Here is a 25,085-nt window from a genome sequence, read left to right as displayed (position 1 = left end):
CACGGCGAGCTGGGCCGAACAGGTGAACTCGCCCGAGAAAACTTCGCACCCGCGTGCATCACCCCGGCCCGCTCACACGTCCAAGAGGTGACGGAAGGGACGCGTGTGCGCTTTGAAGAGTTCGTGGCGGAGCGGCTGGACGGGCTGCTGCGCTACGCCACCGTCCTGACGAGCGACCCGCACCTGGCGCAGGACATCGTCCAGGACGTGCTGCTGCGCGCCCAGCAGCGCTGGGACGGCATCGACGCCGCGCCGGCCTACGTCCGGCGGATGATCACCAACGAGTACCTGTCGTGGCGCCGCCGGGCGGTGCGGCGGATGGTGCCGAGCAGCCACGACGTCCTCGACGCGCTCGGCCCGCCGTCCGCCGACCCGTCGGCCGCCTACGACGAGCGGGACGCCATGCTCGGCCTCCTGGAGACGCTGCCCCGCAAGCAGCGCGCGGCGATCGTCCTGCGCTACTACGAGAGCTACTCGGACGCCGAAATCGCCGCCGTCCTGCGCTGCGGCACCTCCACCGTGCGCAGCCAGATCTCCCGCGCCCTCGCCACCCTGCGGACCGCCCCGCACCCCGAAGTCCTCACCACCGGAGCCCCCGAATGACCCGCAGCGAGCACGAGACCGAGACGCTGATCCGGGAGAGCCTCGACCGCCTCGCCGCCCGCGCCCCGGACGGCGAGGCGGTCCGGGACGCACTCGCCCGGGCCGGCCGCAAGCACCGGCCGGGCGCACGGCTCGCGCTGGTGGCCGCCGCCGTGGTCGTGGTGGTGGCGGGGGTCATCGCCGGCACGCAGGCGTTCACGAAGTCCGACCCGGCCCCGGCCGCGAGCCGCCCGGTGCTCGGCTACAGCCCGGGACGGCTGCCCGACGGCTTCACCGAGCAGTACCGCGAGGGCGGCCCGGGCACCGCGCCGCAGGTCCGGCGGTGGTTCGCGGGTCCGGCCGAGATCGCACTGTCGGCGTACTCGACCGCCGACCCCGAGTGGTCGCGGACGGCACTGCGGATCGCGTCGGTCCACGACCAGATCCTGGTGCACGGCCGGGTCGCCATGGTCACCGGCGACACCGGCGGCGACGCGCTGCTCACCTGGCTGGCCGACGACACCCACGTGCTCACCGTGCGGGTCGGCGGAGTGCCGGACGCCCGCGCGGTCGCCCAGCGGATCGCCGAGGGCGTCACCACCGAACCCGTCGGCGTCCGCGGCGAGCTGCGCTTCGGCGCGCTCCCGGCGGGACTGGCCGAACGGTCGGCCGCGGTGCGGGGCACCGGCCCGGACGACGCGAGCACGGAGCTGACCGCGGCCGATCCCGCGCACCCGTCGGTGCCCGCGGTCCGCGTCACGGCGAGCGCGGGCTCCCCCGGCGTGAACGGCGCCACCCCGGTCACCGTGCGCGGTGGCCAGGGGTTCTTCCTGACGCCGAAGAACGGCGAAGCGGCGATGGTCGCGGTCCGGCTGCCGTCGGGGCGCTGGCTGACGGTGGCCGGACCGGCGCCGGAGGCCGTGCTGGTCGCCGTCGCCGACGGCGTCCAGCTCGACCCCTCGCCCGACTACCGGTGGCTCGGCCGCGCTACCAGCTGACCGTGGGGAACCAGATGATCCCGAGCCGGCCCAGCACGCGAACGTCCCAGTAGAGCAGCGTGAACGTGCCGCCGACGAGCAGCGCCGCGCCGGTCACCGTCGCGATCCGGGCGGGTTTCGCGGCCAGCCAGCGCTGCACGCGGCCGCCGGTGGCGTGCGTCAGGAGCAGGAACAGCACGCCCATGAGCACGATGTTGCCGAGCGACTGCAGCGCGAACGCGGCGGCGCCGTAGAAGACGTCGTGCTGCTCGGCGGCGCTGCGGAACATGATCCGGAACAGCGGGTAGGGCCGTCCGATGAGGAACCCGCCGATGAGCGCGCCCATCAGGACGAGCGGCGCCGCGGGGTGACGGGCGACGAATCCCTTGGCGGGGTTCGGGACGATGCCGAGCGCGATCAGGCCCATGACCAGGAAGACCAGGCCGACGACACCGAAGGCGATCATGGACTGGATGCTGCGCGGGGTCAGGCCCGAGGCGGTCGCGGTGGAGAACTGCGGCATCCGCGTGCCGACCAGGGCGACGATCACGCCGTAGACGACCGACACGGTGAGCATGCCCGCGGCGATCCAGCCCAGCGGCTTGAGCGTGGTCGCGAAGCGCCGCTTCTCCCCGGCCTGGCCGCCGACCAGCGGGGCGACCGCGCCGAAGGCGGCGATGTTGCAGGCGGTGAAGGAACCCGCGAGGCCGGAGACGAACGCGAACAGCGTCCCGGCGAGGACCCCGCTGATCGGGGTGGCCTTCGCGTCGTAGCCGAGCAGCCCGTTCGCGACGCTGTCGCCGATGACGGAGTCGACGAACGGCGCGGACCACAGCGCGGTGAGCGCGAACCCGGCGAGGATCGCGATGACAGCGATCGCGGCGCGGCGCGCGGGATACGGCCCCGCGCCGAAGAACTGTGCTTGCGGATGTACCGGTACCTGCTGCGTGACGGCCATCGCCATTCCCTTCAGGTCAGGGAAAACCCCAGTCCGCAAAGCGTTTCAGACACTGGCGCCGAGACGCTTCCGCCGGTCGTGTGGGGTTCGTGCAGCGAACGGGCTATGCGTTTTTCCCGGCGGGCACCGGGCTGCGGAGCCGGCGCGGTGGCCTGATGACGCTCCCCCTCGGCCGGCTCGGCCTGCTCTTCGGCTGCGCACCGGCGTTCTGCTCGATCGCCGTCGTCCGGGTGGCGCTCGCGGCGTGCTGCGCGCTGCTGGTGCTCGGCGCGGCGACGCCGCGGCGCCGGACGCCGTGACTACCGTGGTGCCATGGCATCCGAAACGGACCGGCTCGCGGCCGAGCGCTACGTCGTCCTGACCACGTTCCGCAAGGACGGCCGGGCCGTGCCGACCCCGATCTGGGTGGCCGGCGACGCCGGCGAACTCGTGTTCTGGTCGGAGCGCAAGGCCGGGAAGGTCAAGCGCATCCGCAACGGCGGCCGGGTCGAGGTCCAGGCGTGCGACCTGCGCGGGCAGAAGACGCACGGCGCCGTGGTGAGCGGACAGGCCCGGCTGCTGGACCTGGCGGAGACCGAACGCGTCCGGAAGGCGATCGCCCGCAAGTACGGCATCGTCGGGCGGGTCACGATGTTCTTCTCGAAGCTGCGCGGCCCGGCGGACCGGACGGTCGGGATCGCGGTCAAGCTGGACGGCTGAAGCTGCGGAAGCCCCGCCGCAGGTAGTTCGGCAGCGCGTTCGGGTGGTCGAGCGTCGAGGTGTGCAACCAGACGCGACGCGCGCCCGGCAGGGCCCACGCGTCGGCCACGACGAGGGTGAGCGCGTAGCCGCCGAGGCCTTTGCCGACGAACTCCGGCAGCAGGCCGAAGGTGGTGATCTCGACGTCGCCGCCGGGTTGCGGCTCGAAGTCGGCGGCGCCCGCGACCTCGCCGCGGTATTCGACGAGCCGGTACCGCCGGCCCGGTTCGGCGAGCCAGCGCGCCCAGTCTCCGTCCGATCGGGACGCACTCGGCCACCGGTACGGCGTCCCGATCCGGACGTGCAGGTCGCGGATGGCCGGTCCCGGTCCGGTGGCTTCGAGCGCGACACCGTCGACGACCGGCGCGGGGTTGAGCTGTTCGGCGGCGGTCATTTCGAGCTGGGTGACGATCTCCTCCACCCGCGGCAACCTACGGCCCCCGGCGGCCGCTGTCAGCCCCTTATCGGGGCACACCCACCGCGCGCATCGCCGCGGCCATGGCGGCCGAGTCGTGGTCCGGACCGCAGCCTTCCACGAGCACCAGGTCACCGGGGATGTGGTCGGCGCGCAACCGCAGGATCTCCTGGTACGCGGGCGAGTCGTACCACTCGTGCGCCGCGGCGAGGTCCGGGAACTCGATGATCACGAGCGCGCCGGGCCACTCCCCCTCCATGACGTGCACGGGCGCGCCGTGCACGACGAACCGGCCGCCGAAGGGGTCGAGCGTCGCCTGGATGCGCTCCAGGTAGCGGAAGACGTCCTCGGGCAGCACGGCGGGCGGGCGCAGGTGGGCGAGTCCGTAAGCGGTCATGGCGTTCCTTCCGTTGTCCGGTAAGGAATCCTGACGCGCCGGGCGCGCGGCGTCGATTACGCCGGAGGTAACGCTAGACCTTCGCGACCGCGGCGAGGGCCTCGGGCAGCGTGAAAGCACCTGCGTAGAGGGCCTTGCCGACGATCGAGCCCTCGACGCCGTCGGACGCCAGGCCGGCCAGCGCGACGAGGTCGTCCACGCTGGACACCCCGCCGGAGGCGATCACCGGCGCGTCGGTGCGGGCGACGACGTCACGCAGCAGTTCGAGGTTCGGGCCGCGCAGGGTGCCGTCCTTGCTCACGTCGGTGACGACGTAGCGGGACGCGCCGTCGCGGTCCAGGCGCTCCAGCACCTCCCACAGGTCGCCGCCGTCGGACGTCCAGCCGCGGGCCGAGAGGCGGTGGCCGGCCTCGGTGATCCGCACGTCCAGGCCGATCGCGACGCGGTCGCCGTACTCGCCGATCACGCGGGCGGTCCACGCCGGGTCCTCGAGCGCGGCGGTGCCGAGGTTGACGCGGCGGGCGCCGGTGGCCAGCGCGGCCTTCAGCGAGGCGTCGTCGCGGATGCCGCCGGAGAGCTCGACCTGGACGTCGAGCCGACCGACGACTTCGGCGAGCAGTTCGCGGTTGCTGCCCTTGCCGAAGGCGGCGTCGAGGTCGACCAGGTGGATCCACTCGGCGCCGTCGCGCTGCCAGGCGAGCGCCGCTTCCAGCGGGCTGCCATAGGAGGTCTCGGTGCCGGCCTCGCCCTGGACGAGTCGCACGGCCTGGCCATCGGCCACATCAACGGCGGGAAGCAGCGTGAAAGTCACGCCGGTAACTCTAGGGCGGAGACGCGCGTCACCCGGTCAGAGGGTCGCGAGCCAGTTGCGCAGCAGGTGCGCGCCGGCGTCGCCGGACTTCTCCGGGTGGAACTGGGTGGCCCAGAGCGGCCCGTTCTCGACCGCGGCGACGAAGTCCTCGCCGTGGTGGGCCCAGGTGACCTTCGGTTCCTGGCCGGCCAGGCCGTCGAGCTCCCACTTGCGGGCGGCGTAGGAGTGGACGAAGTAGAACCGCTCGTCCGGGTCGAGGCCGGCGAAGAGCTGCGAGTCCGCCGGCGCGCGCACGGTGTTCCAGCCCATGTGCGGCAGGACGTCCGCGTTCAGCCGGTCGACGACGCCCGGCCACTCCCCCGTGCCCTCGGTCTCCTCGCCGTGCTCGACGCCGCGGGAGAAGAGGATCTGCATGCCGACGCAGATGCCGAGCACGGGACGGCCGCCGGCGAGGCGCTTGCCGATGATCCGGTGGCCCTTGACGTCCAGGAGTCCCGCCATGCACGCCGAGAACGCGCCGACCCCGGGCACGACCAGGCCGTCGGCCTCGAGCGCGGCATGCGGGTCGGCGGTGACCTCGACTTCGGCCCCGGCGCGCGCCACGGCGCGTTCGGCGGAGCGGAGGTTGCCGGAACCGTAGTCGAGAATCACCACACGAGACACGCCACCCAGCGTAGCCGTCGCCGTCAGCGGCGCTCGAACGAATAGACGTCCGTCACGGTGTTGCACGGCGCCGGCGGGACGACCTCCACGCGCAGCACCCCGGCGTCGTAGTCGACGCCCTCCGGGGTGAAGGTGCCGGTGCAGGTGCTGACCAGCGGGACCTGGCCGATTTCGTGCACGTTGGCGGTGACGTCGTGGCCGTTCAGCGGCCGTGGCAGGTCGATCTGCAGGAGCTGCAGGTTCGTCGGGTACAGGTCGTTGTACGGGTCGCTGGTGGCGCAGATCAGGCGGGTCGGGCCGACGAAGTCGCAGCCCTGGGCGCTGCGGATGTGGTGGTCGAGGTGGATGCGCGCGGCGACGGGGAGGTCGCCGGCCTGCTTCGGGGCGCGGGGGTTGAGGAACGGCGTCGGCGAGACGTAGAGGCGGTCGATCTCGCCGAGCGGGCCGGAGACCAGCCACTGGCCGTCGGGGGTGGCCGCGACCTCGGCGTTGGCGTTCGCGGCGGGCTCGTCGGCCTGCAACGGGTGGACGAACTCGGTGGTCGTCCCGTCGGGCTGGGTGACCAGGTACATCTTCGTGGCCGGCGTGGGGCTGACGGTGTCCTGGTAGACGTCGAAGAGGTAGCCGCGCAGCGAGTCCGGGTCGCCGACGTGGCCCCAGCCCTCGTCCTTGAGCGGCTGCGGGATGGTGGCGCCGTTTCGGTAGACGATCTCGGGGGCGTGGCCGGGCAGCCGCAGCGTGGTGATGCCCTCGCCGCTGACCCGGTTCTCGGCGGTGGTGTGCCCGACCTGGCACCAGTGCGCGTCGCGGGCGGTGGCCACGCCGGTGGCGCCGAGCAGGGTGGCGGTGGTGAGGGCGAGCAGACTTGCCGTCCGCAGTGCGCGCATGTGCGCTCCTCGGGAGTAGAGGCCTGGGCGGCGGCGACGAGATTCTGCCACGGAGGACTGACCGGCCGGAAGAATCTTGGAGAAGGACGTTTGGGCGTCCCGGTCGCTGGGTATCAAGTCACCCGATCGTGTGGGCTGATCCCGGCACGACCGGACGCCAGGGAGGCGAAGATGGCCGAGGACGATCTGCTGTCCCAGATGCTGCACGCCTGGCGCGAAGACATCGAGAGCGTGCCGTTTCCGCAGTTCAGCGAACTGCTGATCCCCCGCCAGCAGATCCGGTCGCGGTGCACCCCGGCCGCGTCTGCTGCCCGCGTGACGAACGCCACGCGGAGGACAGACGCCTGACTGTGGTTTCCTGCGGGGGCCGCATCGACGCGTCCCCCGGGAGCCCTCATGAGCCGCACCCCTGATCCGCACGACTTCCTCGACCTCGACGCCGGGCTCGCCGAGGAGGAACGCGCCATCCGCGACGCCGTCCGCGCGTACGCGAAGGACAACCTGCTGGACCGGGTCGCGGACTGGTACGAATCGGGCGCGCTGCCGGCCGCCGAGCTGGCCAAGGGCTTCGGCTCGCTGGGGCTGCTGGGCATGCACCTGGAGGGCTACGGCTGCGCCGGCACCAGCGCGGTCGCGTACGGCATCGCGTGCCGCGAGCTGGAAGCCGTCGACTCGGGGCTGCGGAGCTTCGTGTCGGTGCAGGGTTCGCTGGCGATGTACGCGATCCACAAGTGGGGCAGCGAGGAGCAGCGGCAGGAGTGGCTGCCGCGGATGGCCACCGGCGACGCGCTGGGCTGCTTCGGGCTGACCGAGCCGGACGCGGGCAGCGACCCGGGCTCGATGCGGACGCGGGCGGTGCGCGACGGGTCGGACTGGGTGCTGTCGGGTACGAAGATGTGGATCACCAACGGAACGGTCGCCGACGTCGCGGTCGTCTGGGCCCAGACCGACGACGGGATCCGCGGCTTCGTCGTCCCGACGTCGACGCCGGGGTTCACGGCCAACGAGGTCAAGCACAAGCTGTCCCTGCGGGCCTCGCTGACGGCGGAGCTGGTCCTGGACGGCGTCCGACTGCCGGCGTCGGCGGCGTTTCCGGAGGTCCGGGGCCTGCGCGGGCCGCTGTCGTGCCTGAACGAAGCCCGCTACGGGATCTTGTTCGGCGTCGTCGGGGCGGCTCGCGCCTGTTACGAGTCGGCGCTGGAGTACACGCTGTCGCGGTCGCAGTTCGGCAAGCCGCTGGCCGGGTTCCAGCTGACGCAGCGCAAGCTCGCCGACCTGCTGGTCGAGGTCAACCGGGCCGGTCTGGTGGCGATGCAGATCGGGCGGCTGAAGGACGCCGGGTCGTTGCACCACAACCACGTGAGCTTCGGGAAGATGGCGAACGTCCGCTCGGCGCTGGACGTCGCCCGGACGGCGCGGTCGATGCTCGGGGCGAACGGGATTTCGCTGGAGTACCCGGTGATGCGGCACATGGCGAACCTGGAGACGGTGCTGACGTACGAAGGCACGGAGGAGATGCACGCGCTGTCGCTGGGCCAGGCGGTGACGGGGCTGGCGGCCTTCCGCTGAGCGGTTTTTGTCGGTGGGGCTCTTTAGTCTGCGGGCATGACCTTCGGTGATTTCGAGACGGTGCTCGAGCTGCGGCGCTACACGTTGCACCCGGGGCGGCGCGACGAGCTGATCTCGCTGTTCGAGCGCGAGTTCGTCGAGCCGCAGGAGGCGGCCGGGGCGCACCTGTTCGGACTGTTCCACTCTCCGGCCTCGCCGGACCAGTTCGTGTGGCTGCGGGGCTTCCGCTCCATGGCTGCCCGCCGTGCGGCTCTCGAGTCGTTCTACTTCGGGCCGGTGTGGGAGGAACACCGCTCCGCGGCCAACGCGACGATGGTGGACTCGGACGACGTGCTGTTGCTGCGTCCGGTGGTTCGGGGTCTCGCTTCCCCGCCGCCGGGCTCGGGGGTGTATCTCTCCTTCGGTGCGTCGCCGTCGGCGTTCGCGGTGTTCGAGACGGAGCCGTCGCCGAACGACTTCCCGCAGCTGCCGGTCCGGACGGACGGGCCGTTCACGGTGTCCTTCAGCCGATCGGCGGCACCCGGGTCCGAGTTGCTGGAGCCGACCGCGCGGTCAGTGCTCCGATGAGAGCAGTTCGGTGAGCCCGTGGGGGTAGAGGATCTTGCCGCCGTCCCGGAAGTCCCGGAGGTCGACCCAGCCGGCGGTGGCGGGGTCGTCGAGGATTTTCATGGCGTCCCTGGCGTACAGCTCGGGGTCGACGAACTCGGCTTCGTAGATGAAGGCGATCTCGTGCCCGGGGTTGCCGCGCCAGGCGAAGACGTTCTCGAGCACCCCGAGCCGTTCTTTGACGACGATCTCGGCGTCGAGCTCCTCACGGAACTCGCGCACGAGGGCGTCGTCACTGCGCTCCCCGAACTCGACCCCACCTCCGAGTGGCCGGTAGTAGGTCTCGCCTTTGACGTCATCGCGCCCCTCGAAGACGAGGATCTGATCGCGCCGCCGGATCAGGCCGAGCGCGATCGGCCGAATGCTGGACCCCATGGAGGCCACGCTATCGGTCCGGCGCTCCCGAAGCACTCCCCACGCGAGCCCGCCCACCCCCACCACGAGGAGAACCCCCACGGCAAGCCAGGCCCACAGCGCCCCGAACACCCCGGCGACGGCGACCACGACGATCCCCACAGCGGGCACCGCCCAGGGCGAAAAGCCCATCACCACCTCGCCTCACCTTGTCGACGGAGCCTGAATGCTGACCTAACATGGTCGGATCCTGGAGGGCGGGGTGAGGGCCATGGGCCTGCTACGGCTGATGTTCGGCACAGCCCGGACCACGCCCTTGGTCCGCTATGAGAATCCGAGCTACCGACAACCCGGCGATCGCGAGCGCGCCCCTGAACCCGTCGACGACGATCAGCCATGCCCGCGACCTCGCTGCAAGGGGCGGGTCAAGAAGAACAACCACGGTGGTCGTAGCTGTTCGAAATGCGGTTTCAACCCCTCGGCGAAGTCCCGATGACCGCAAGCACCTCGCTGACCGACGCGGCGACGTCCGTCGGCACCCGGGTCGGCCGCTACTTCGGGATCGTGGGAATGATCCCGTCCTTGTTCTTGGTACTGTGGGGCGCCGTTTTGATCACGAGCAACTCCTGGCGCGGCCGGCCGGACCTGCAGCAACTGAGCACAGCGCTGTCCGGCTGGACTCCGAGCAGCTATGCCGGAGCACTGCTGTGGATCTTGCTGGCGTCATTGATCGTCGGCTTGGTCCTGAACCCGCTGCAGTTCGGGATGACCCGGCTGCTCGAAGGTTACTGGGGTAGCTCGGGGCCTGCGCGACTGGTGCTGCGCTGGCGGATCGGCCGCCACCGCCGCCGTTTGGACTTGCTCGATAATCGGAGAAAAGCGCTTCGCCGACGCCGCATTGCAGGACTCGATCGGCTTCTGCAGGACCTCTACGACGAAGACCCACGGGCTTGGGATGCCCAGACCAGAGAAGCACGCCGCAACGAGGTTTTCGATTCTGTCGCAGGCGCGAATTTCGCAGGGTTGCGGGCCGCAGAGGACGCATTGTTCGGGGTCATTCGCTCCTATCCGACCATCGCCAGAACGATGCCCACACGCTTGGGCAATGTGTTGCGCGGCGCAGAGGACCGCGTGGGCAAGCAGTACGGGCTCGACGTCATCCTCACTGCCCAGCACTTCTCCCTCGTAGCCGAGCAACGACATCTGGACCACCTACGAGATGCTCGCCAGCAGTTCGATATGACCGTGCGACTCTGCGTGGTCTTCATGGTTGCCACCGTGATGACGTGCGGCTTCCTCGCAACTGATGGCCTGTGGTTACTCGTTGCCCTGGTCCCGTATGCGTTCAGCTGGCTGGCTTACCGCGCCACAGCGGCATCCGCTGCCGACTACATGACCATCATGGCCACTGTCGTGGATCTCAATCGCTTCAAGCTTTACGAAAGTCTCCACACCGAACTTCCGCGCAACAGTGTGGAGGAGCGTTGGAACAACGAGAAGCTCATGAAGTTGATGGACCAGGATCGCAGGGTCAGCGTCCGCTACAAACATCCCGACTCCGGCTCTGATGCCGCTCCTCCTACTCCCCCAGGAAATCCCTGATCGACAGCCTCAACGACCCCGCGTCCAACCCATGCGCCAGATCATGGTCGCCAGTCCCGCCATAAGTCCGGACCTCCACGTCCCGCCGAACCCCCAGCGACCGCAACCGATGCGGCAAGTCCGCCAACGCCTCCGAAACCCAGAAAGCCGAAGTCCCCGCCAAATAAGGCTCCACGAGAACGACCGAACCGGAAGCCGAGAGCACCGCCGACCGAAGACCAGCAGCATCGAAAGGCCGGATCGTCGATGCATACAACACCGTGACATCCAGGCCCGCACACGCCCGCAGCACCCGATCCAGCACCGGCCCCACCGCCACGACCACACCCGACGACCCGAACCGCAGCCGGGTGAAGCCGACGCCCAGGTGCGGGGAAGCGTTCGACTGCGCCGAAAGCCGCAGGTAGACGCGCCCGTCGCCGGGGATCGACTCCAGCAGCAACCGGCGGGCTTCGACAGCGTGACCCGGCACGTGCACCGTCCACCCCGGCAGGGAATCGATCAAAGCCACATCACCCGGCGACTGGTGTGTCCGCCCCGCTGCCGGCATGTCGTACGACGCTCCGTACGACACCAGGACCCCGCCCACGTCCTGGTGCGAAAAGTCCAGCTTGATCTGCTCGAACGCGCGCTCCACCAGGAACGACGGGAACGTGTGCACGATCGGCCGCAACCCCGCCAGCGCCAGGCCCGCGCCCGTGCTGACCAGCAGTTGCTCACGGATCCCCACGTTGATCACCCGGTCCGGGTGCCTGCGCGCGGCGCCGGCCAGCTGGGCCGCCGAGATGTCCGCCAGCACGATCGCCACGTCCGGGTCCGCGTCCAGGATTTCCTCGGTCGCCTTCAAAAACGTTTCCCTCACGGAGATCAGCCCTTCGGTTCGACGACGGCGACCACGGCCAGCGGCCGGCCGGGATGGGCGCCGGTGAACGCCTCGTACAGCGCGGCGTGGTCGCGGCCGGACACCGTGCGCGTCTCCCAGCCCTCCACGTCGAAGCGGCGCGCGATGCCTCCCGGCCAGCCGCGCGTCGACGACTGGTTGTCGATCACCACCGTCGTCAGGTTTTCCAGGCCGAAGCGCGCCGCGACGACGATCGCCTCGTGGTTCGAGCCCTCGTCCAGCTCGGCGTCGCCGATCAGCGTCACGACCTTCGAACTCAGCTCGCGGGCACGCAGGCCCAGCGCCGTGCCGAGCGCGATCGGCAGGCCGTGGCCGAGGGAGCCGCTCGAGATCTCGACTCCGGGTACGCGCCGCCGGTCGGGGTGGCGCCCGAGGCGCGACAGCGCGTCGGACCACGTCGGCAGCTCGGCTTCGCCGAGAAAGCCCTTCACGGTGAGCACGGCGTAGTAAGCCATCGGGCCGTGTCCTTTGGACAACAGGAAACGATCACGGCCCGGCTCGCGGAAGGTGGCCGGGGTGACGTCGAGCACGCGGTCGTAGAGCACCCACAGGACGTCCACAGTGGACTCCGCGGCGGCTTGGTGCTTGTCGTCGCCGGTCATCAGTGAAATCAGGCGCGGCAGCTCGGCGTAGCCCGGCTCGGTCGCAGTGGTCATACTCCAACGATGCAACCTCGACTAAACTTGAAGTCAAGGATAGCCTGAGCTGGTGACGAGGCTCGCTGAACATCTCAGCATCGGACAGGTGGCGGACCGCAGCGGGGTGCCGCACACGGCACTGCGGTTCTACGAGGAGAAGGGGCTGATCAGCTCGGAGCGGTCAGCGGGCAACCAGCGCCGGTACTCGCGCTCGGTGCTGCGGCGGATCGCGTTCATCCGCGCCGCGCAACGCGTCGGCCTCTCCCTGGAGGACATCAGCACGGCGCTGGCGTCACTGCCCGCCGACCACGCCCCGACGAAGGCCGACTGGGCGCGGCTGTCCCGCGACTGGCAGCACGAGCTCGACGCGCGGATCGACGCCCTGCAACGGCTTCGCGACCGGCTCACCGGCTGCGTCGGCTGCGGGTGCCTGTCGCTGCGCAGCTGCGCGCTCTACAACAACGACGACGAACTGGCGCGCTTCGGGCCGGGAGCCAGCAAACTGCGTCCGGCGGTCGAGGGCGGCATCTAAATCGCTTGCCCGCCGCGGGATCCTGGGGAAGCAATGAACGAGAAAGAAACGATCCGCATTTCCAAGCGGCTGTCGCTGCACCTGCGCCACGATCCCGCGGCCATCGGCCTCACCCTCAGCCCCGACGGCTGGGCCGACGTCGACACCCTGCTGCGTGCGCTGAAGATCACCCGTGAGCAGCTCGACGAAGTCGTCGAGACGAACAACAAGCGCCGCTTCGCCTTCGACGAGACCGGCACTCGCATCCGCGCGAGCCAGGGCCACAGCGTTTCGGTCGACCTCGGCCTCGCGGACGCGGTCCCGCCGGACGTGCTCTACCACGGCACGGTGGCGAAGTTCCTCGACGCGATCCTGCGCGAGGGGCTGCGCCCGATGAACCGCCACGCCGTCCACCTCTCGGCGACGCTCGACACAGCGCGAACGGTGGGTGCGCGCCGAGGCAAGCCGGTGCTCCTGCGCGTCGACGCCGCAGGGATGACCGAGGCGGGGCACACGTTCCAGGTGAGCGCGAACGGCGTTTGGCTGACGGCGTCGGTGCCGCCCGAGTACCTCCACCGCATCGGCTGAAGCGCACCCAGACGAACGACTCGCGTGATCGGCGACCGAACTCGCGTGATTGAGCACGTAACTCGCGTGGTCAGGGACCGAAGTCGCGTGATTGAGCACATGACTCGCGACTGAAGGCGGAACTCGCGTGATTGAACGCGCGACTCGCGTGATTCGCGGGACGACTCGCGTGATCAGGCGGTCGACACGGGGGTGAGGCCGCGGCGGCGGGGGCGGCCCAGCAGGCGGCGGCCCACGTCCAGCAGTTCGGTGCGCAGCTCGTCGTCGCCCAGGCCGGCCAGGTCCGGGGAGCCGCCGGCCATCGCGAGGCCCGTCAGCGTCACCATCGCGTTGACCCGGGCCGCCGGGGTCGGGTCCGGGCCCGACAGGATGCCCAGCAGCGCCTGGCCGAAGCCCTCCATGCCGCCGTGCGCCGACTTCTCGATCGCGCGGACCAGGCCCGGGTCGCTCGAGAACAGCGCCACCAGCGCGCGGTGCCGGATCACCAGGTCGACGAACCCCTCCAGCAGCAGGTCCACCTGCGCGCCGCGGCGCTTCTGCGCGGCCGCGCGCAGCACCAGCTCGTCCAGGTCACGGACGCCGGGCTCGGCCACCGCCTCGGTGATCTCCGCCTTCGTCTTGAAGTGGTAGTAGACCGCCGCCTTCGTGACCCCGAGCGCGTCGGCGATCATCTGCAGCGACGTGCCCTCGACCCCGTGTTCGGTGAACAGCCGCAGCGCGGTCTGCAGCAGTCGGGTCCGGGTGTCCTCGGCCGGGCCGGCGGTCATTCTTCCTCCTCAGCGAGCCGTCGGAGCGTACGTCACTCCCTGTCGATCGGCAAACCAGCTCCTAGCCGATCGGCTGGGGTAAACCTTGCTGTTCGGCAAGTCACATACTTGCCGATCGGCTTGGAGTTCTCCTTGCCGATCGGCTAGCGTGGCGGGTAACCGGATTGAGTGAACCGACCCCGTTCGGGCGAAACGGAGCTGACTCGTGGCGACCTTCCTGTACCGGCTCGGCCGGTTGTCCTTCCGACGGCGAGCGCTGGTCGCCGCCGTCTGGGCGGCCGTCCTCGTGGCACTCGGGCTGGGCGCCCTCACGCTGTCCGGCCAGCTGTCGAACTCGGTGACGATCCCCGGCACCGAGTCGCAGCGCGCGATCGACCAGCTGACCGAGAAGTTCCCGCAGGCCAATGCCGGGGGCGCCACCGCGCGCGTCGTCATCGAGGCGCCGGCCGGGACCACCGTGACCGACGCGAAGGGCAAGGCCGCCGTCGAGTCCCTGGTCGGGCAGCTGAAGACCGCGCCGAAGGTCGCCGTCGTCGTGGACCCCTTCCAGGCGCAGTCGATCTCACCCGACAAGCGTGTCGCACTCGCCCAGGTCAGCTACGGCGCGAAGGCCTACGAACTCACCGACGGTGACCGCCAGGCACTGCTCGACGCGGCCAGCGCCACCCGCGCCGCCGGGTTCACCGTCGAGTTCGGCGGCGACGCCGTGCAGGGCATTCCCGAAACCGGCGCGACCGAGGGCCTGGGTGTCGCGGTCGCCGCCGTCGTGCTGATCATCACGTTCGGCTCGCTGGTCGCCGCCGGGATCCCGCTGCTCACCGCGCTCATCGGCGTCGGCACCGGGATGGGCGGCATCTTCCTCGCCTCCGGGTTCCTGGAGCTGAACTCGAACACGCCGATCCTGGCGCTGATGATCGGGCTGGCCGTCGGCATCGACTACGCGCTGTTCATCGTCTCGCGCTACCGGCACGAACTCAGCCTCGGCCGCGCCCCCGAAGAGGCCGCGGGCCGCGCCACCGGCACCGCCGGCTCGGCCGTGGTGTTCGCCGGGCTGACCGTCATCATCGCGCTGGCCGGTCTCACCGTCATCGGCATCCCGTTCCTCGGCCAGATGGGCGTGGCCGCCGCGGTCACCGTCGCGGTCGCGGTGCTCATCGCCCTGACGCTGCTGCCCGCGATCCTCGGCTTCGCCGGGCACCGGGTCGCCGGTGGCCGCATCCGGCTGCGCCGCAAGCCGGTCGAAACGACGCACGGCGAGCGTTGGGCGCGGTTCGTCGCCCGCCACCGGTGGCCGGTGCTGCTCGTCGCGGTGGCCGGGATGGCCGTCGTCGCGCTGCCCGCGCTCGGCATGCAGCTCGGCCTGCCCAACGACAGCACGGCGGCGCCCGAGTCGACCCAGCGCAAGGCGTACGAGATCGCCAGCCGCAGCTTCGGCGAGGGCTCGAACGGGCCGCTGCTGGTCGTCGTCGACACCGGCGCCAGCGTCAACCGCCAGGCCGCGCTCGGCCAGGCCGCGGCCGACATCCAGAAGCTGCCCGACGTCGCCGCCGTCACCCCGCCGCGGGTCAACCAGAACGGTGACACGGCGTTGCTCACGGTGATCCCGAAGAGCGGGCCGAGCAGCACCCAGACCGAAGATCTGGTCGCCGCGATCCGCGCCGAGTCCGGCGTGCTGGAGAACGCGACCGGCGCGAAGCTGGCCGTCACCGGGCAGACCGCGGCGAACATCGACGTCTCGGCGAAGCTGTCGGACGCGATGCTGCCCTACCTCGCGCTGATCGTCGGGCTGGCGTTCGTGCTGCTGATGCTGGTGTTCCGCTCGGTCGTGGTGCCGCTGAAGGCGACGATCGGCTTCCTCGGCTCGGTCGCGGCGACGTTCGGCGCGGTGGTCGCGGTGTTCCAGTGGGGCTGGCTGACGGACCTGCTCGGCGTCAAGTCGACCGGGCCGATCATGAGCATGTTGCCGATCCTGCTGATCGGCGTGCTGTTCGGGCTGGCGATGGACTACCAGGTGTTCCTGGTGACGCGGATGCGCGAGGAGCACGTCCACGGCGCGGAGCCGCAGGAAGCGATGGTCACCGGCTTCCGCCACGGCGCCCGGGTGGTCGTCGCGGCGGCGCTGATCATGATCAGCGTGTTCGCCGGGTTCGTCCTCGCCGAGTCGGCGCTGATCCAGTCGATCGGCTTCGCGCTGGCGTTCGGCGTGCTGGTGGACGCGTTCGTGGTCCGGATGACGCTGGTGCCGGCGGTGATGTCGCTGCTCGGCCGCGGCGCGTGGTGGCTGCCGAAGTGGCTGGACCGGATCCTGCCGGACGTCGACGTCGAGGGCGAGAAGCTCACCAAGCACCTCGACGCGCCGGGCGAAGACGAGCGCGAGCTGGTCGGCGCGAGCCGCTAGCGAACCGGAGAAAGGCCCCCTCACCCGAGGGGGCCTTTCTCCGGTGTCAGGCCGGGGCGGGACCGCCTTCGAGGACGATCACCGGGAACACCCGGTCGTTGTTCCGCTCGTAGGCCGACGTGCCGTCGGACACCGTGCGGTAGAGGCGGTCGCGTTCCTCGCCCGTCGTCACGACCGCACGGGCCTCGTAGGACCCGTCGCCCAGTTCGACCGTCACCGCCGGGTTGGCTCGGACGTTGTGGAACCAGGCCGGATGCCGCCTTGGAGGCGACCACGAACACGCGGCCCGCGTCATCGACCGCGAAGCCGAGCGGGACCGTTGTCCGCCGTCCGGTGCGCGCCCCGGTCATGGTCAGCAGCAGGATCGGGAACGCCACGGGTTTTGTCGGCCCGTGCAGCCCCTCCCGCGACGACATGAATGAGTCATTCACCTCGTCCGGCGACATGAATGACTCATTCATGTCGCCGGACCAGCCACAGCGACCTCGGCAGATCCAGGTCCGATGCACCCGATGCCACTTCGGCGCGCAGGGCCGGGCCGCTGTCAACGAACCTCAGACGCGCGACACTAGCTGGCGAACCAGAAGATCGCGCCGCCGATGGCGAGCAGGGCCGCGATGCCCAGCACCCCCGCCATGAACTTGGCCGTCTTCCACGTCGAGTAGACCCCGCCCACCAGGAACCCGCTCAGCGCGAGCAGCAGGACTCCGACGACTTCCTTGCTCACAGAACGCCCTTCGTGGAAGGAATGCCGGCCGCGCGCGGGTCCGGCTCAGTCGCCGCGCGCAGGGCCCGCGCCACCGCCTTGTACTCCGCCTCCGCGATGTGGTGCGGATCGCGGCCGTGGATCACCCGCACATGCAGCGCGATCTGCGCGTGGAACGACAGCGAATCGAACACGTGGCGCGTCAGGACGAACGGGTAGTTGTTGCCGATCGTGAAGGTGGTGAACTGCTCCGGCTCGCCCACGTGCACGCAGTACGGCCGCCCCGACACGTCGATCGCCGCGTGGGCGAGGGTCTCGTCCATCGGGATCCACGCGTCGCCGAACCGGCGGATTCCGCTCTTGTCGCCCAGGGCCTGGCGGATCGCCTGGCCCAGCACGATCGCCGTGTCCTCGACCGTGTGGTGCGCGTCGATGTGGACGTCGCCGGTCGCCTCGACCTTGAGGTCCAGGGAGCCGTGGACGCCGAACGCCGTCAGCATGTGGTCGTAGAACGGCACTCCGGTCGAGATCTCCACCTCGCCCGTGCCGTCGAGGTCCAGCTGCACGGCGATCGAGGACTCCTTGGTGGTCCGCTCGACCTTGCCGATCCGGGTCATCGGGAAACTTCCTTACTCGCCTCGAGGAAGGCGTCGTTCTCCTCCGGGGTGCCGATACTCACGCGCAGGTGCCCCCGGATACCGGGGTCGCGGATCAGCACTCCCCTGTCCAGATAGGACTTCCAAGCGGCCTGCGGGTCGGCGAACGGTCCGAAGAGGACGAAGTTCGAGTCGCTCGGCACCGGGTCGAACCCGAGGCCCGCCAAGGCCTCCACGACGCGGTCACGTTCCGCGGCGAGCTTGTGCACACTGTCCAAAGTGGCGTCCGCGTGCCGCAGCGCCGCCCGCGCGGCCGCCTGTGTGAGCCGCGAAAGGTGGTACGGCAGGCGCACCAGTTGCAGCGCGTCGACGACCGCCGGGGCCGCGGCCAGGTAGCCGAGGCGGCCGCCCGCGAACGCGAACGCCTTGCTCATCGTGCGCGACACGATCAGCTTCGCCGGGTAGTCGGCCAGCAGCCCCACCGCGCTCGGCTGCGACGAAAACTCCGCGTACGCCTCGTCGACCACGACGATCCCGGTGGCCGCGTCGAGCACCGCACGCAGCTCGTCGAGCGGGATCGAACCACCGGTCGGGTTGTTCGGGCTGGTGACGAACACGATGTCCGGCCGCCGCTCCCGGATGACCGAGGCCGCCGCGGCCGTGTCGAGCGTGAAGTCGGCGCGGCGCGGCGCCGGGACCCACTCGGTGCGCGTGCCCGACGCGATGATCGGGTGCATCGAGTACGACGGCTCGAAGCCGAGCGCGCTGCGCCCGGGACCACCGAAGGCCTGCAGGATCTGCTGCAGCACCTCGTTGGACCCGTTGGCGGCCCAGACGTTCGCCTCCGACAGCACCACCCGCGTCGACACGCTCAGGTAGTCGGCCAGGTCCTGGCGCAGCGCCACCGCGTCACGGTCCGGGTAGCGGTGCAGCTCGGCGGCCTCCGCGCGGACGGCTTCGGCCACGTCCGCGACCAGCTCGGGAGGCGGCGGGTACGGGTTTTCGTTGGTGTTGAGCCGGACCGGGACGTCCAGCTGCGGCGCGCCGTACGGCGTCTTGCCGCGCAGGTCTTCGCGCAGCGGCAGCGCGTCCAGGGTGACCTCTTCGCCGATGGTCATCGGGCCTCGCCTCCGAAGCGCGCGGTGACGGCCTCGCCGTGCGCGGGCAGGTCCTCGGCGTTGGCCAGCGCGACGACGCGGCCGGCGACCTCGCGCAGCGCCTCCTCGGAGTAGTCCACGACGTGGATGCCCTTGAGGAAGCTCTGCACGGACAGACCCGAGGAGTGGCGGGCGAACCCGCCGGTGGGCAGGACGTGGTTGGACCCGGCGCAGTAGTCGCCGAGCGACACCGGGGCGTACGCCCCGACGAAGATCGCGCCCGCGTTGCGGACCCGGGTCGCGACCGTGCGCGCGTCCGCCGTCTGGATCTCCAGGTGCTCGGCGGCGTAGGCGTCGACGACGCGCAGACCGTCGTCCACTGTGGACACGAGAATCACGCCGGACTGCTTGCCGGCCAGCGCTTCGGCGACGCGCTCGGTGTGCTTCGTCGCCGCGACGCGGTTCACCAGCTCCTTGTCGACGGCGTCGGCGAGCTCGGGCGACGTCGTCACCAGCACGCTCGCGGCCAGGGGGTCGTGCTCGGCCTGGCTGATCAGGTCGGCGGCGACGTGCACCGGGTCGGCCGTCTCGTCGGCGAGGATGGCGATCTCGGTGGGCCCGGCTTCGGCGTCGATCCCGATCAGGCCGCGCAGGAGCCGCTTGGCCGCGGTGAGGTAGATGTTGCCCGGCCCGGTGACGATGTCGACCGGGGCGAGCTCGGCGCCGTCGGTGTCCGTGCCGCCGTACGCGAGCAGCGCGACGGCCTGCGCGCCGCCGGCCGCCCAGACCTCGTCGACGCCGAGGAGCTCGGCCGCGGCGAGGATGGTCGGGTGCGGCAGGCCGTCGAACGCGGCCTGCGGCGGCGAGCAGACGACCAGCGAGCCGACGCCGGCGATCTGCGCCGGGACGACGTTCATCACCACGGTCGAGGGGTACACGGCCAGCCCGCCCGGGGCGTACAGCCCGACGCGCTCGACCGGCACCCACTTCTCGGTGACCGTGCCGCCGTCGACGACGGTCGTCGTGACGTCGGTGCGGCGCTGCTCGGCGTGCACCTTGCGGGCGCGGGTGATCGACTCCTCCAGCGCGGCGCGCACCTGCGGGTCGAGCTGCGCCAGGGCTTCGGTGAGCTTCGCTCGCGGGACCCGCACGGACGCGGGGCGGACCTTGTCGAACTTCTCGGTGTACTCGAGGACGGCTTCGACACCGCGGTCACGGACCGCCTCGACCACCGGGCGCACGTGATGCAGCGCCGCGTCCACGTCGTATTCGGCGCGGGGCAGCGTGGCGCGCAGTTCGGCGGCGGTCGGGACCTGCCCGCGCAGGTCGGTGCGGTTCAACATGCCCCCAGGGTACGAGGTCACGCCGAAGGGGTTTTCAGCGATACTCCCCGGTGACGGCAGATCCCAGCATGCAGGAGGCAGCGGTGGCGCGAATCGCGTTGTGCCAGGTCAACTCGGGTGACGACCCGGAGGCGAACCTGAAGCTGATTCGCTCCGGGGTCGAGGCCGCGGTGGCGGACGGCGCGCGGATCGTCGTGTTCCCCGAGGCCACGATGGCCCGGTTCGGGCGTCCGCTGGAGCCGGTCGCCGAAGCGCTGGACGGGCCGTGGGCGTCCGCGGTGGCCTCCGTCGCCGCCGAGCACGACGTGGTGGTCGTCGCCGGGATGTTCACTCCGGCGGACGAGGGTCGGGTGCGCAACACGCTGCTGGTCACCGGCGGCGGGCAGCACCGCGGCTACGACAAGATCCACCTCTACGACGCGTTCGGCTTCGCCGAGTCCGACACGGTCGCGCCGGGCGCCGCGCCGCTGACGTTCGAGCACGACGGCATCGTGTTCGGCGTCGCGACCTGTTACGACGTGCGGTTCCCGGAACTGTTCCGCGCGCTGGCCGACGACGGTGCCGACGTCGTGCTGCTGCCGGCGTCCTGGGGCGCCGGCGAGGGCAAGCGCGAGCAGTGGGAGGTGCTGGTGCGCGCGCGGGCCCTGGATTCGGGGTGCTGGGTGCTGGCGTGCGGCCAGGCCGACCCGGCGGCGACGGGTCTCTCGGTGAACCCGAAGGCGCCGACCGGGATCGGCTACTCACTGGTCGCGGACGGTTTCGGCCGGGTGCACGCGGCCGCGGGAGCAGGCCCGGAGACGCTGCTGGTCGACGTGGACGCGGCGGTGTCAGCCAAGGCCCGAGCAGCCACCGGCGCCCTGGCCAACCGCCGCCTTTGAAACGCAAAGTGGAGCTTTCCCTAGGAAAGATGCGTCCCGGGGCCCCCTCGGACGCATCTTTCCTAGGGAAAGTGACGCTTCAAGGGTCAGCGGAGCAGGCCTTCGCGGATCGCTACTCGGACGAAGCCCGCGCGGCGGCGCTCGCCCGTCTTGTCGCGGATGCGGTCCAGGTACGACCGGACCGTGCGGACGCTGATGTTGAGGATCTCCGCCACGTCGACGTCGCGCTCCCCCGCCGCCACCAGCCGGAGCACCTGCTTCTCGCGCTCCGACAGCACGATCTTCGGCCCCGCGTGCCGCTCTTCGCTGTCCTGGATGATCATCCCGGCCAGCGTCGGCGAGACGTACGCGTTGTCGTCGGCGATCGTGCGGATCGCGCGCAGGAGCTCGTCGCCGTCGACGTCCTTCGACAGGAACCCCTTCGCGCCCGCCTGCATCGCGCCGAGCACCTCCGGCTGTTCCGCGTGCGCGGACACCACCAGCACCTTGTGCCCCATCTGCCCCACTTCCAGGACCGCGGCCGCGTCCTGGACGCCCCGGAGCTTCAGGTCGAGGACCACGACGCTGCCGGCCGGCTGGTCCTGGACCGCGAACCGCGCCACCGAGTCGGCGACCGCGCCGAGCTTGATGTCCGGTGCCTCGGTGAGCACGCGGGTGAGCGCGTACCGGTAGAGCGGGTGGTCCTCGATGACCCCGACGTGGATCCGCCGGGGCGCCTTGGCCGGTGCCTGGTCGTCGTCGCTCATTTGCGGCCGCCGCGCCGCGGGCCGGATCCGCCGATCAGGCCGCGCCGGATGGCCTCCTTGACCAGGCCCGGACGCCGGCGTTCGCCGGTCTTGTCGCGGATGCGGTCGAGGTAGCCCCGCACGGTCCGGACGCCGATGCCGAGGATCAGCGCGATGTCGACGTCGCGCTCCCCCGCCGCCACCAGCCGCAGCACCTGCTCTTCACGCGGCGACAGCTCGACGTCGGCCGAGACGGCCGGCCGGTCCGCGTTGTCCTTCATGATCATCCCGGCGACCACCGCGGAGACGTACGCGCCGCCGTCAGCCACCGTCTTGATCGCGATCAGCAGCTCGTCCGCGTCGACGTCCTTGGAGAGGAAGCCGCGCGCCCCCGCGGCGATCGCCCCCAGCACGACTTCGGGTTCCGCCTGCGCGGAAACCACGAGCACGTGGTGCCCGAGTTCGCAGACCTCCAGGACCGCCGCCGCCCCGGCGACGCCCGGGAGGCCCAGGTCCAGCAGCACCACGCTGCCCGCGGGCTGCCGGTGGACGTGGAACCGCGCGACCGAGTCGACCACCGCGCCGAGCTCGACGAAATCCGCCTCGGCCAGCACCCGCTCGACGGAGACGCGGTACAGCGGGTGGTCCTCGATGACCGCGACCCGGACCCGCCCCGGTCCCAGTACGTCGTCTTCGGTCGAACGCTCTTCTGTCATTTGCACGACTTTCACCCCGTTCCACCCGACGGGGCCGGCCGCCCGGCCGTGGCCGGGTCCAGCGCGGGGCCCATCGGCACCAATGCCAGCAAACTACCTGTGACCGGTGACCTGGCCACGCCTCCGTAGCCGAGCGAGGCCAGCGCCTGCGCGTTCACCACCGGGTACTTCCGGCCCGTGTCGGTCACCAGGTACGTGGTGGCCGAGCCGGATTCGACGACGACGGCTCCCCCCGACGGAGGTACGTACACCTCGTCCGCCACCCGTGCTTCGGTCCTCGTCGCGACCTGGATTGCCTTGGCGCCAGGGGAAAGCGGGAATTCGGCCGAAACGAGCAACCGGCTGCCCTGGATGCACAACGCGACGGAGTTGCCGGTGATCGGCGCCTTGCCGGGAATGCGGTCGGGGAAGGCGGCGGGGTCGGCGCCCCCGGCGCGGGGCGCGGCGACCTTCGGCGCGGCGGCGACGTCGGCCGCGCGGACGTCCACCGGCGCCGGCGTGCCGGGATAGGCGGCCGCGTTGGCCCCCGTCGTCACCAGGAGGCTCGCTTCGGTCTGCCCGACCGGCTCGAGCCCTTCGCGGCGGACGAGGTAGTACGACGTCGCGGAGCCGGGCGCGGCCATCGCGTCCACGACGGCGAGGACCTCGCCGACGCGGGTGTCGCGGCCGCCGACCGACGGGCCCCGCGCGCCGGCGCCGTCGACCGGCAGCGCGGTCAGGTCACGCCCGGCCGGGACGGTGTCGATCCACCGCGCGGACACCGCGATCGTCGGGTAGCTGTCGAACTGCAGCGCGGTCGCGGCCTCGTCGGAGAGCTTGTAGCGGCGGCCGCCGGTGAGCAGGAACCGGTCGCCCCCGGGCAGCCGGACGATCACGCCCTGATCGCGCGGCAGCTCGACCCCGGACGCGGGCGCGGCGAGCAGGACGGCGGTGCGCGGCTCGGCCGACGCCGGAGCGTCCTGGGTGGTGCGGCTGCAGCTCGTCCACGGGGTCGTCACGAGCGCACCCGAAGCGGGCACGGAGTCCGGTGCGCCCGGGATGCCGATCGGGGTGCCGCGGCCGGCCTTGCCGAGGTTCTCGGAGGAGACGGACACGGTCGCGTCGCCGTTGCCGCCGGCCAGCAGCCGCGCGGAGGCGTAGTTGAGGACCGGGTGCAGGACGCCGTCGGCGCCGAGCACGAACCGGGCGCCGGTGCCCTCTTCGACGATCACCTTGCCGCCGGCCAGCCAGTCCTTGCCGCCGGAGGGGTTGAGCAGGCCGATGATGCCGAAGACGGCGGTGACGAGCAGGGCGGCCACGAGCCCCAGCACGGTGCCGAGCACGAGCCGGCGGCTGGGTGAGACGGGGTGGTTGGCGTCCGCGGCGACGAGGGCGGAAACGAGCCTGCGGCGGAGGAACTGGTACGCCTGGATCTGGTCCCGCTGCGTCCACACGCTGCTTAGCCCCCGGCTGTGTGCGTCGTCCCTCCGAGTGCTCGACGTTAGGCACCCGGGTGGCCGACGGGGAGGGTAATTTTTACGCCCACGCGGTATCCGGGGAGGCAGTAGCGTCGGGGACCCGGGGAAAGGGGAGCCCGTGTCCGTCGAAACCGCCGGCGCCGTGCGCCCGGCACCGCCGCGGCCCGCGTCCACGCCGCTGCCCTGGCTGCTGCCGATCCGGCCGCTGCAGGCCGCGCTGTGGGAGATCGCGGGGATCGCCGTCCTGCTCGCGTGGATGGTCGACGCCGTCTCGCAGCCGGTGCGGATCGGGATCAGCGTGGCGGCCGGGCTCGTGGTGCTGCTGACGTCGGTGCGCTTCGCCGGACGGCACCTGGCGGGCTGGGCCCTGACCTGGACGGCGTTCCGGTTGCGGCGCCACGACACGCGCCGCGACAGCCCCGATCCGCTGCTGTGCGTGGCCGGGCCGGTGAAGGTGCGCCAGCACGTCGACCGCGCGGGCAACCGCTTCGGCGTCGCCGAGGTCGACGGCGGGTGGAGCGCGCTGGTCCGGCTGACGCAGGGGCCGGGAGCACCGGGACCGCTGGTGGAGGCGCTGCGCTCGGCGTACCGGCGCACGGACGTCCCGCTGGCGTCGGCCCAGCTGCTGACGTGGGCCATTCCCCACGGCGAGCAGGTGCTGCGGGTCCGCTGGCTCGCGGTCCGCTACCGGCCGGACCTCGCCCCGGTCGCGGCCTTGGCCCGTGGTGGCGGTGACCTCGGGGCGCTGCGGAGCACGGCGTCGGCGGCGTTGAGCTTGATGGGGGCGCTGGCCGAGGCGGGGTACCAGAGCACGGTGCTGGAGGCGGGGGAGCTGGCGAAGGAGCTTCGGGTGGCGTTGGGCGTCCAGGGGGCCGCTTCCGCGCCACCGGACCGCTGGAAGTCGTGGACGTGGGGCGACGCGGCGCAGAGGTGCTTCCGGCCGCGGTCGGCCCGGACGGTGGACTTCGCGGTGCCGGGCGCGGCTTTCACGGCGACCTCTTACACGCTGACGCGGACGGCCGGGGGGCGGGAGAAGGCCGAAGTGACGGTCCGGGTGGGGGCTCGGCCGGGTTCTCCGGTGCCCGCCCCCGCTGCGTCGATCCCGCTGCACGGGCGGCACGGTGCCGCCGTCCGGCAGACGCTCCCGCTGGCCCTGGACAGCTGAAAGTCCGTGAATGGCACATTGAGGGACTTAGAGTCCCTCA

The 25,085-nt window shown here is 71.3% G+C and carries 30 protein-coding genes and 1 pseudogene; 13 read left to right on the top strand and 18 right to left on the bottom strand.

Annotation, left to right across the window (positions count from 1 at the left end; genetic code table 11):
• Positions 1-105 precede the first annotated feature (105 nt).
• Both QRX60_RS25135 and QRX60_RS25130 read left to right on the top strand, forming a co-directional pair.
• Positions 106-603 (top strand): SigE family RNA polymerase sigma factor, encoded by a 498-nt coding sequence (locus tag QRX60_RS25135; RefSeq protein ID WP_286003228.1) that lies wholly within the window; start codon positions 106-108, stop codon positions 601-603.
• On the top strand, positions 600-1,580 hold the full coding sequence (locus QRX60_RS25130) for a hypothetical protein (RefSeq protein ID WP_286003227.1): 981 nt from the start codon (positions 600-602) through the stop codon (positions 1,578-1,580). The genes QRX60_RS25135 and QRX60_RS25130 overlap by 4 nt, the downstream gene beginning before the upstream one ends.
• On the opposite strand, the gene QRX60_RS25125 is transcribed toward QRX60_RS25130, so the two are convergent.
• Entirely contained in the window at positions 1,570-2,517 is a 948-nt protein-coding gene (locus tag QRX60_RS25125; protein ID WP_286003226.1) for a hypothetical protein, read from the bottom strand. The genes QRX60_RS25130 and QRX60_RS25125 overlap by 11 nt on opposite strands.
• 155 nt (positions 2,518-2,672) lie before the next feature.
• Here QRX60_RS25125 and QRX60_RS25120 point away from each other — a divergent pair, with 155 nt between their 5' ends.
• Both QRX60_RS25120 and QRX60_RS25115 read left to right on the top strand, forming a co-directional pair.
• A complete protein-coding gene (locus QRX60_RS25120) occupies positions 2,673-2,816 on the top strand; it encodes a hypothetical protein (RefSeq protein WP_286003225.1) in 144 nt (47 codons plus the stop codon).
• Positions 2,817-2,829: 13 nt separating this feature from the next.
• On the top strand, positions 2,830-3,216 hold the full coding sequence (locus QRX60_RS25115) for a PPOX class F420-dependent oxidoreductase (protein ID WP_286003224.1): 387 nt from the start codon (positions 2,830-2,832) through the stop codon (positions 3,214-3,216).
• Here the strand turns inward: QRX60_RS25115 and QRX60_RS25110 are convergent.
• From QRX60_RS25110 to QRX60_RS25090, 5 genes are all read right to left on the bottom strand, one after another.
• Entirely contained in the window at positions 3,200-3,676 is a 477-nt protein-coding gene (locus QRX60_RS25110; RefSeq protein ID WP_286003223.1) for a GNAT family N-acetyltransferase, read from the bottom strand. The genes QRX60_RS25115 and QRX60_RS25110 overlap by 17 nt on opposite strands.
• 40 nt (positions 3,677-3,716) lie before the next feature.
• Positions 3,717-4,067: a DUF1330 domain-containing protein gene (locus QRX60_RS25105; RefSeq protein ID WP_286003222.1), complete on the bottom strand. Its 351-nt coding sequence runs from the start codon at positions 4,065-4,067 to the stop codon at positions 3,717-3,719.
• A 73-nt stretch (positions 4,068-4,140) separates the two neighbouring features.
• Positions 4,141-4,878 (bottom strand): bifunctional 1-(5-phosphoribosyl)-5-((5-phosphoribosylamino)methylideneamino)imidazole-4-carboxamide isomerase/phosphoribosylanthranilate isomerase PriA, encoded by a 738-nt coding sequence (gene priA / locus QRX60_RS25100; protein WP_286003221.1) that lies wholly within the window; start codon positions 4,876-4,878, stop codon positions 4,141-4,143.
• Positions 4,879-4,914: 36 nt separating this feature from the next.
• A complete protein-coding gene (hisH, locus tag QRX60_RS25095; RefSeq protein ID WP_286003687.1) occupies positions 4,915-5,532 on the bottom strand; it encodes an imidazole glycerol phosphate synthase subunit HisH in 618 nt (205 codons plus the stop codon).
• 32 nt (positions 5,533-5,564) lie between these two features.
• Positions 5,565-6,428, bottom strand: a complete 864-nt coding sequence (locus tag QRX60_RS25090) for a hypothetical protein (protein WP_286003220.1) — start codon at positions 6,426-6,428, stop codon at positions 5,565-5,567.
• Positions 6,429-6,599: 171 nt separating this feature from the next.
• On the opposite strand from QRX60_RS25090, the gene QRX60_RS25085 reads away from it, so the two are divergent.
• The 3 genes from QRX60_RS25085 to QRX60_RS25075 are packed head-to-tail and all read left to right on the top strand — an operon-like array spanning position 6,600 to position 8,564.
• Entirely contained in the window at positions 6,600-6,776 is a 177-nt protein-coding gene (locus QRX60_RS25085) for a hypothetical protein (RefSeq protein ID WP_286003219.1), read from the top strand.
• Between the two features lie 48 nt (positions 6,777-6,824).
• A complete protein-coding gene (locus QRX60_RS25080; RefSeq protein WP_286003218.1) occupies positions 6,825-7,997 on the top strand; it encodes an acyl-CoA dehydrogenase family protein in 1,173 nt (390 codons plus the stop codon).
• 36 nt (positions 7,998-8,033) lie between these two features.
• A complete protein-coding gene (locus tag QRX60_RS25075; RefSeq protein WP_286003217.1) occupies positions 8,034-8,564 on the top strand; it encodes an NIPSNAP family protein in 531 nt (176 codons plus the stop codon).
• Here QRX60_RS25075 and QRX60_RS25070 read toward each other — a convergent pair.
• A complete protein-coding gene (locus tag QRX60_RS25070; RefSeq protein ID WP_286003216.1) occupies positions 8,550-9,119 on the bottom strand; it encodes an NUDIX hydrolase in 570 nt (189 codons plus the stop codon). The two genes, QRX60_RS25075 and QRX60_RS25070, sit on opposite strands and share 15 nt — an antisense overlap.
• A gap of 330 nt (positions 9,120-9,449) precedes the next feature.
• On the opposite strand from QRX60_RS25070, the gene QRX60_RS25065 reads away from it, so the two are divergent.
• Positions 9,450-10,559 (top strand): hypothetical protein, encoded by a 1,110-nt coding sequence (locus tag QRX60_RS25065; RefSeq protein ID WP_286003215.1) that lies wholly within the window; start codon positions 9,450-9,452, stop codon positions 10,557-10,559.
• On the opposite strand, the gene QRX60_RS25060 is transcribed toward QRX60_RS25065, so the two are convergent.
• Positions 10,537-11,427 (bottom strand): transketolase family protein, encoded by an 891-nt coding sequence (locus QRX60_RS25060; RefSeq protein ID WP_286003686.1) that lies wholly within the window; start codon positions 11,425-11,427, stop codon positions 10,537-10,539. The two genes, QRX60_RS25065 and QRX60_RS25060, sit on opposite strands and share 23 nt — an antisense overlap.
• On the bottom strand, positions 11,427-12,116 hold the full coding sequence (locus QRX60_RS25055) for a thiamine pyrophosphate-dependent enzyme (protein WP_286003214.1): 690 nt from the start codon (positions 12,114-12,116) through the stop codon (positions 11,427-11,429). Before QRX60_RS25055 ends, QRX60_RS25060 begins: the two co-directional genes overlap by 1 nt.
• A 52-nt stretch (positions 12,117-12,168) precedes the next feature.
• Here QRX60_RS25055 and soxR point away from each other — a divergent pair, with 52 nt between their 5' ends.
• Positions 12,169-12,630: a redox-sensitive transcriptional activator SoxR gene (gene soxR, locus QRX60_RS25050; protein WP_286003213.1), complete on the top strand. Its 462-nt coding sequence runs from the start codon at positions 12,169-12,171 to the stop codon at positions 12,628-12,630.
• Between the two features lie 33 nt (positions 12,631-12,663).
• Positions 12,664-13,197, top strand: coding sequence for an RNA 2'-phosphotransferase (locus tag QRX60_RS25045; RefSeq protein WP_286003212.1), 534 nt, complete (start codon positions 12,664-12,666; stop codon positions 13,195-13,197).
• Positions 13,198-13,370: 173 nt separating this feature from the next.
• Here QRX60_RS25045 and QRX60_RS25040 read toward each other — a convergent pair whose 3' ends face one another.
• Positions 13,371-13,964: a TetR/AcrR family transcriptional regulator gene (locus QRX60_RS25040; RefSeq protein WP_286003211.1), complete on the bottom strand. Its 594-nt coding sequence runs from the start codon at positions 13,962-13,964 to the stop codon at positions 13,371-13,373.
• A 205-nt stretch (positions 13,965-14,169) separates the two neighbouring features.
• On the opposite strand from QRX60_RS25040, the gene QRX60_RS25035 reads away from it, so the two are divergent.
• On the top strand, positions 14,170-16,362 hold the full coding sequence (locus QRX60_RS25035) for an MMPL family transporter (RefSeq protein WP_286003210.1): 2,193 nt from the start codon (positions 14,170-14,172) through the stop codon (positions 16,360-16,362).
• Between the two features lie 46 nt (positions 16,363-16,408).
• On the opposite strand, the pseudogene QRX60_RS25030 reads toward QRX60_RS25035, so the two are convergent.
• The 5 genes and pseudogenes from QRX60_RS25030 to hisD form a co-directional block, all read right to left on the bottom strand.
• A pseudogene (locus QRX60_RS25030) lies at positions 16,409-16,712 on the bottom strand (nitroreductase/quinone reductase family protein).
• 218 nt (positions 16,713-16,930) lie between these two features.
• On the bottom strand, positions 16,931-17,089 hold the full coding sequence (locus QRX60_RS25025; protein WP_286003209.1) for a hypothetical protein: 159 nt from the start codon (positions 17,087-17,089) through the stop codon (positions 16,931-16,933).
• Positions 17,086-17,685 (bottom strand): imidazoleglycerol-phosphate dehydratase HisB, encoded by a 600-nt coding sequence (gene hisB / locus QRX60_RS25020; protein WP_286003208.1) that lies wholly within the window; start codon positions 17,683-17,685, stop codon positions 17,086-17,088. The genes QRX60_RS25025 and hisB overlap by 4 nt, the downstream gene beginning before the upstream one ends.
• A complete protein-coding gene (locus tag QRX60_RS25015; protein ID WP_286003207.1) occupies positions 17,682-18,782 on the bottom strand; it encodes a histidinol-phosphate transaminase in 1,101 nt (366 codons plus the stop codon). Before QRX60_RS25015 ends, hisB begins: the two co-directional genes overlap by 4 nt.
• Entirely contained in the window at positions 18,779-20,104 is a 1,326-nt protein-coding gene (gene hisD, locus QRX60_RS25010) for a histidinol dehydrogenase (RefSeq protein WP_286003206.1), read from the bottom strand. The genes QRX60_RS25015 and hisD overlap by 4 nt, the downstream gene beginning before the upstream one ends.
• A gap of 83 nt (positions 20,105-20,187) precedes the next feature.
• Here hisD and QRX60_RS25005 point away from each other — a divergent pair, with 83 nt between their 5' ends.
• Complete coding sequence (locus tag QRX60_RS25005) at positions 20,188-20,982, top strand: carbon-nitrogen hydrolase family protein (RefSeq protein WP_286003205.1); 795 nt, start codon at positions 20,188-20,190, stop codon at positions 20,980-20,982.
• 86 nt (positions 20,983-21,068) lie between these two features.
• On the opposite strand, the gene QRX60_RS25000 is transcribed toward QRX60_RS25005, so the two are convergent.
• Genes QRX60_RS25000 through eccB form a run of 3 tightly spaced genes read right to left on the bottom strand, consistent with a single transcriptional unit; the run spans position 21,069 to position 23,856 of the window.
• Complete coding sequence (locus QRX60_RS25000) at positions 21,069-21,728, bottom strand: response regulator (protein ID WP_286003204.1); 660 nt, start codon at positions 21,726-21,728, stop codon at positions 21,069-21,071.
• The gene (locus tag QRX60_RS24995; RefSeq protein WP_286003203.1) at positions 21,725-22,423 is read right to left on the bottom strand and encodes a response regulator transcription factor; all 699 of its coding nucleotides are present in this window, start codon (positions 22,421-22,423) and stop codon (positions 21,725-21,727) included. The genes QRX60_RS25000 and QRX60_RS24995 overlap by 4 nt, the downstream gene beginning before the upstream one ends.
• An 11-nt stretch (positions 22,424-22,434) precedes the next feature.
• On the bottom strand, positions 22,435-23,856 hold the full coding sequence (eccB, locus tag QRX60_RS24990; protein WP_286003202.1) for a type VII secretion protein EccB: 1,422 nt from the start codon (positions 23,854-23,856) through the stop codon (positions 22,435-22,437).
• A 142-nt stretch (positions 23,857-23,998) separates the two neighbouring features.
• Here eccB and QRX60_RS24985 point away from each other — a divergent pair, with 142 nt between their 5' ends.
• Positions 23,999-25,045: a type VII secretion protein EccE gene (locus QRX60_RS24985; RefSeq protein WP_286003201.1), complete on the top strand. Its 1,047-nt coding sequence runs from the start codon at positions 23,999-24,001 to the stop codon at positions 25,043-25,045.
• The last annotated feature ends 40 nt before the right edge of the window (positions 25,046-25,085 follow it).

This window comes from Amycolatopsis mongoliensis (assembly GCF_030285665.1).
GTDB classification, from domain to species: Bacteria; Actinomycetota; Actinomycetes; order Mycobacteriales; family Pseudonocardiaceae; genus Amycolatopsis; species Amycolatopsis mongoliensis.
This window is presented reverse-complemented; position numbering and strand designations above follow the sequence as displayed.